This is a genomic window from Nocardioides daeguensis, from assembly GCF_019192965.1.
Lineage (GTDB): Bacteria > Actinomycetota > Actinomycetes > Propionibacteriales > Nocardioidaceae > Nocardioides > Nocardioides daeguensis.
Window position 1 is genome coordinate 35,275 of record NZ_JAHTKU010000029.1, and the last position, 6,023, is coordinate 41,297.

Below are 6,023 nucleotides of genomic sequence, written 5' to 3' on the forward strand. Positions count from 1 at the left end.
TGAGCCTGTTCCAAGGCAGCCGCACGCGATTAGCGTGCGGCTCCGGTGGTGGACCTGCGCGTAGACCGCGCCAATGAGCCGCTGTGGGCTAAGACTGTCGAGGAGGATTCCTGTGGACACCGGCCACGCTCGCACGCTGTTCGATCGATTCAGCGCGGCAGTCGCTTACATCGCGGTCGAGAAGGCAGATGGCAGTCATGGCATAGGAACCGCCACCCACGTTGGCGAAGGGGTCTTTGTCACCGCCAGGCATGTCGTAGACGGACATCAGATCGTAGAGGTCTCATCCACGGAGGACGTCTACATCCGGTTGCCAGAGGGGACAGAGAGTCAGCTGACAGTGCACGCTGGAGACGAGGAGTGGCCAGCACATAGAGTCTCGAACGGATCCATGACGCTGGCGTCGGGCGTCGTCTTCCACTCTGACCCTGATGTTGATCTTGCAGCCTTTAGAGTCGCGGATTGCGATCCGCAGACGCCTTGGGTCCCTCTCGGCGATCACCTCGACGATTGGCTCGGCGCCGGCGACTTCGTCCTGTCAGAGGTCATTGTCATGGGGTATCCGCCCATTCCGATGACGCGGCGGCCATACATCGTCGCGGCACGGGCGGAGGTAAACGCTCAGGTCGACTACTACGACACACCCCACGTCCATTGGATCCTGTCGACCATGGCACGGGGCGGCTTCAGCGGCGCCATGGCCATCGACGAGCGCGGAATCGCCCTTGGCGTGGTCGGGCGCAGCGTGTTGTCTGGCCCTGCACCGGAGGAGCTGGGCTACATGTCGGCCACTTCGATCGAGCCGATTTACCAGATGCTGGCCGAGGCCAAGATGCTGCCGATGGCCCAGCAGGACCACTGGGACGGCTTTTGGAACAGTGACATCACATTCTTGGAGCGCCCTTCGGTTGACGGCTTTGGTATGCAATCAATAGCCCATGTAGAGACCTTCGATGACGGACAGCGGCTCTGGCTCCGAGTGAGGGCGCACGACGACTCCGGGCTTCAGGCGGAGGCTGCGCGCGTTGCACGCGACGAACTCGGGCAAGATGTCGAGGTCGATGTCACCAAAGGCGGTGCTGCGCACTTGCGCGTTAGAACGTACGGTGTATCCGAGGTCCAGGCCCTCGAGCGAGCCCGCGATAGAGCACTGGCAGTGCTCGAAGCGGCCCTGCCCGGAGCCACACGGGGAGAGAATCGCTCATCCCCCCGATAGCCGGACGCGGGCTGGTCCGCGGCGGCGAGCGAGCGATCAGCGCTCGCTCGCTCCGGTCGGGACGGGGCGCAGACACCGTTCCATCGCTGGACCAGCACTTTCCTCATTTAGCAGTGGGCACCGGTTATCGGACAGATATCGGGGTCGTACGGGCTTTGTGCGTTCGCGACCAGGAACGGCCAGGTGTTAGGCCTGTTTGGGTCCATCCATCGTGCCACCACAAGTGTCGTCACGGATTTGGCGCCGGCATACTTGAGGGCTGCCGCTGCCGACTCCACGTGAGCTCCCGTGGTCCAGGTGTCCTCGACTAGCAGGACGTGGTGCCCGGCGACCCCAGAGGCGACATAGTTTCCGGGGGTGAAGCTTCGAGCCGGACCTGAAAGCGTGGGTGCAGCGCTGAGTCCGGCCATCGGCATCCTAGAGCCCAGCACCCGATGGGCGAGCACATGTAGCGGGTGGATGCCGGTGCGAACGGGGACTGACGGAACGGTGGCCCAAAGCGTAGGAGCGCCGTGAATAGGGTCGGCCAGGCAAGCCTGGTGGCCAACTAGCGCGTAGGCGAGCATGAACTGGACAGTCTCGACCGCGGTCGTACCTGGGTTACTGGCCTTATAGGCGCGCATGACCGCGCCCGACTGATGGCCGGAGACGCCGTAAGCAAGAATGCCGACGCGGTCGGAGGCCACGCCTGGATACTCGAACTCGCACGGGTAGCAACTTTGAAAGCCGGGCTTAGGGATGCCCATGCACCGAGGACAAGAGCTGCCCTGCACGTACTGAGTGTTGACCATAAACCCGGCGCCGTGCTGCGTAAGAAAGGTCTTGACCTGGGTCAATCCCGGGCTGGTCGCGACCATCTAGACTCAGATCGCGCTGACGAGGCTATCGAGAGCGCTGCTGACCCGGCTTGGCTCCTCAACCAGCGAGCCGACGATGTCCTTCACCTCGGCGATGGAAGCGGCCGGGTGCACCCCGGGCTGGCCTACGAGCTCTCGCGCCCAAACGTTGTTCTCGATGACCGAGTCGGTCAGGATCACCGGCCGGCCGTGTTGGACTGCGACCCGTGCTTGAATCCGGGCACCGCTATGCTCACCGGCCTCGACTACCAAGGTCGCGATGCCATAGCCCGACATCGTCGCGTTGCGCATCGGGAACGTGTGCTTTTGCGGCGGCTGATCCGGCCAGAACTGGGACAACAGCAAGCCTGCTTCCGCGACCCTGCGGTGCAACTCGCGATTGGCCGCCGGGTACTGGAGGTTGATGCCAGTACCGATCACGCCGACGGGCCGTCCGCCTGCCTCGAGGCAGGCCGTGTGAGCGGCTGTGTCGATCCCTGCGGCGAGACCGGAAATGACCGAGACGTCCATCGAGACCAGGGTCTGGGCGATGGCTCGGGCCATCTCGATGCCTCGGGCGGAGGCATTCCGCGAGCCGACGACAGACACCCCGACGTCGCCTGCGGCAGGGGTCCCGCGCATGAAGACAAAGGGCGGCGCCTCGTGAATTCCGCGTAGCCGGGAGGGATAGTGCTCATCGAGGATCGACACGAACCTGTTGTCGGAGACAGCCCAAGCTCTAAGGTCCTCCCGTGCCGTGATCGAGTCGGCCGACGGCAACAGTTCTGCGCCGATCAGACTGTCTCGAACTGCAACTGCGCTGCCTTGCTCTAGAACTTGAGCGACGATCTCTGGCCACTTCAGCCCCGCAGGACGGGTACGCAGCAGCACAATCAGCGCCGTGTGCTCGTCAAGCGTGCTCTGCTCCACAGCCACAGGCTACTCAACCTCCTTCGCACTCGAGCCAAGGCAGCGCGTTGGCCGTGTCGTCCGAGCGTAGGCGGCACCTCCGACACTCGATAGTCGTCTTGCGGTCGACTTACCGCGACGAGCTGACGAGCCGCTCGATGTCTGCGTCATGCGCACACGACGCAGTCGCGTAGGTCCCACACGTCTCTCTGAGCATCTTCGTAAATCTCTTCCGAGCTTCCGAAGCCGCCCGCGACGTTTAGCTGTCGTCCGAGCGTCATCACGGTGACGTCGTTGGCACCGGCGTCTTTCAGCGCTTGAGCCGAGCTGGCAGCAGAGGACCCGGACGTCCAAGTGTCATCGAGCAGGAGGACTGACGAGCCTTCGACAACGAAGGGGTCGACAAGGTACGCCTCAGGCTTGAGTTGTCCTCGAGCTGGACGGGTGGTTGAAGCGTCTCGGGAGAGGAAGTCGAGGTCCCAAGCCCAACGCGCCAAGATCGGATCGCCGGAGACGACCCCCTTGAGAAGGCGCTCGAGATGATTGAAGCTACGGGTGCCGTTCGAGGGGACGATGGTGGCGACGTCGAAGCGACCTCGTCCAGCGAGGCTGTCAATGCATTCGTCGTGCGCTTGGACGAACTGGTGCAGCAGTGAGGACAACGGCTTCCTCAGCCACTTGTATCCGACGAAGTCCTTGTACCGGTGCAGTATGGACTCGAGCCCCGCGTCCACGCTGTATGTCACCGGAATGAGCGCATCGACGGCGTCGCCATAGCGATGGCAGTGATAACACCGCGGCCAGGTTTGGGACGATTCTGCATCTAGGTACCCGCTGGCACCGAAGCACAGAGTGCATGAGCGTTCATGACGGGGAGCGACGGGGAGAAGCAGGTCGTCCTGGTCTTCCATCCAGGCGAGCCATGCCGTGGTCGTCTCTGGCTCGTCCAATCGAGGTTTGAAGAAGCCTCGGTAGCTCACGTGGTCCTCCCTCCCGAGAGGCTAATGGCCTCGGGCCGCTGCCGGAGCGGTTTCCTGAGAATCGGTGGCTGCAACGTGGGTCTCTCCGCGCAGGTTGCGACCGCTGACCCGCTGCACCTCTCGTCCGCACGAGTCGTCCGCACGAGGCCGATCGACACGCCCTCGTACAGATCGACCGCAGGCTAGCTACCAGCCACCCGTGCGGTGCTAGCGAACGGCGCCCATCGCCGCTGCTGCACCAGCAGGTGTCACCGGCACCGAGTGACATTACGAACGGGTCGAGCTCCTCACAGAACGGAGCGTGGCAGCGACCCGTAAGTGCCGGACTCCCCTGCTAGAACTCCTCCCATGACGAAGAAGCCGGAGCCGTCGAGGTACGCGACGGTCAGCCAAGCGGCTCAGCGCATCCTCGCGCTCGGCGAATCAGATCGGTATGAGTTCAAGCGAGACGTTGAGGTTGTCACGCCGAAGCTGCTGGCTGCGCTGGCGAACTGGGTGTCGCTCGACCCGACTCGCGAGGCCGCTCACCTTCTGGTGGGTGTCGATGAAGCCGAGGACAAGGAGACCGGGCTCGTCTATGGAGTGCCGTTTGGACTATCGAAGGGCCTCGACAAGGCGGTCGCACGTATCCAGGACATGGCGAGCAAGACCCGGCCGATCCCCGTCGACGTCCGCCTCATCGAGGAAGGCGTCGAACAAGCTACGCCGTTCCTCCGAGTGGAGATCCGCCCGAGCATGGCACCGCATTTCGATGACGAGGGCCGGCGCCAGACCAGACAGGGACGTTCCACTCGGGCGCTCACCGACGACGAGCTATTGAGCATCTACCTCGACCGCGAGGCCGGCAGCTTCGCAGCTCGCTTCCGGCAGACCACAACGGAGCTGCAGTCCGCCATCGGAGCAATCGGCGGCCAGGTCGACCAGATCGCCGAGGGCATCGAGAAGAACATCGCCGAACCGATCGCGCGCATGACGGCAACTGCAGAAGAGGCCGCGGAGGCCGCGCACTCTGCCGCTTCAGCAGCCGACTCGGCCAACGCCGCGGCCGACACCGCCACCTACGAGGTCGAACACGTCCAGCGGCTGGTCAGAGAGCTCCAGGAGGTCGTGGACGATCTCGACGACGAGTCTCACCAGAACCTGGTGTATCGCGTGGTGCAACTCCGCCGGAAGGTGTGGTGGAACTTCACCGTCGATACCCACCAGCGCACATCGGCACGGGCCAACAAGCTCGCCGACGAGCTTCACAATCTGCTGGCAGGCGACGTGTCGGTAGAGCCCGCCCGCAACAGCTGGGAGCTGGACGTCTGGCAAGGTCTGCTTCGGGACCGCGGAGAGCAGCGGCACTCCCGCGGAACACAGAAGTGGTGGGCGGCGGTGATCGAGGAGGTACAAGAGTTCCTCAAGGACCCCGTGTACACCGGCCCCGACCTGCCGGACCTACGGGCGGCACTTCAGGCGGACTTCGATCACGAGGTGGACGACCCGGAGAGCACGACGAACCATTTCCGTGCCCTCCTCGACGACGACTGATCCCGCCGGCGCCGACGGAAACTGTCGGAGGCTCAATCTAGCCTCGTCAGTGAACCAAGGAGGCACCGCCATGTCCGACCGTCTGCAAGAAGCCCTCAAGCACCAGTACATATACGTACCGCGGCTCAAGGACAAGGACACGCTGCCGCTGGGCAAGCAGCTCGGCCTGGCGGTGGCTCGGCAGCACCGCACCCAGCTGACGGTCCTATCAGTCCAGAAGAGCGGAGCCACGCACCACCCCGAGCTTGCCAAGCAGACCATCGTGAGCGAGCGAAGCGGGTACATCGAGGACGGCGGAGTTGTGCTGGCCTGGTGCCCACGACACCAGACCATGGAGAAGCTCCACCATCTGGAGAAGAGCGTCGTGGTGCTGGTCGAGTGGGTTTCTGGCCAGATGGCGGCTTGGGCCAAGATCAACGAGGGAGCTTGTCAAGATTCCTGTGTAAGCGATCGGTCCCTCGTGGTTGGTTTCTTGCTTACAGGTAGGGGTTGATGCGGTCGGGATAGGCGATCGCGAGCTGGCCCAGGGCCTGCTTCCAGTTCGTCACG

Annotated in this window: 5 protein-coding genes; 3 read left to right on the forward strand and 2 right to left on the reverse strand. The window is 63.7% G+C overall.

Annotated elements, in window-relative coordinates; all coding sequences use genetic code 11:
• Positions 1-112 precede the first annotated feature (112 nt).
• A complete protein-coding gene (locus KU893_RS22100) occupies positions 113-1,216 on the forward strand; it encodes a S1 family peptidase (protein WP_218236908.1) in 1,104 nt (367 codons plus the stop codon).
• A gap of 863 nt (positions 1,217-2,079) precedes the next feature.
• Here the strand turns inward: KU893_RS22100 and KU893_RS22110 are convergent.
• Positions 2,080-2,982, reverse strand: a complete 903-nt coding sequence (locus KU893_RS22110; protein WP_218236913.1) for a DNA-processing protein DprA — start codon at positions 2,980-2,982, stop codon at positions 2,080-2,082.
• 146 nt (positions 2,983-3,128) lie between these two features.
• Complete coding sequence (locus tag KU893_RS22115) at positions 3,129-3,941, reverse strand: hypothetical protein (RefSeq protein ID WP_218236915.1); 813 nt, start codon at positions 3,939-3,941, stop codon at positions 3,129-3,131.
• A 348-nt stretch (positions 3,942-4,289) separates the two neighbouring features.
• Here KU893_RS22115 and KU893_RS22120 point away from each other — a divergent pair, with 348 nt between their 5' ends.
• Both KU893_RS22120 and KU893_RS22125 read left to right on the forward strand, forming a co-directional pair.
• Entirely contained in the window at positions 4,290-5,474 is a 1,185-nt protein-coding gene (locus tag KU893_RS22120; RefSeq protein ID WP_218236917.1) for an AlbA family DNA-binding domain-containing protein, read from the forward strand.
• Between the two features lie 70 nt (positions 5,475-5,544).
• Complete coding sequence (locus KU893_RS22125) at positions 5,545-5,967, forward strand: hypothetical protein (protein WP_218236919.1); 423 nt, start codon at positions 5,545-5,547, stop codon at positions 5,965-5,967.
• The last annotated feature ends 56 nt before the right edge of the window (positions 5,968-6,023 follow it).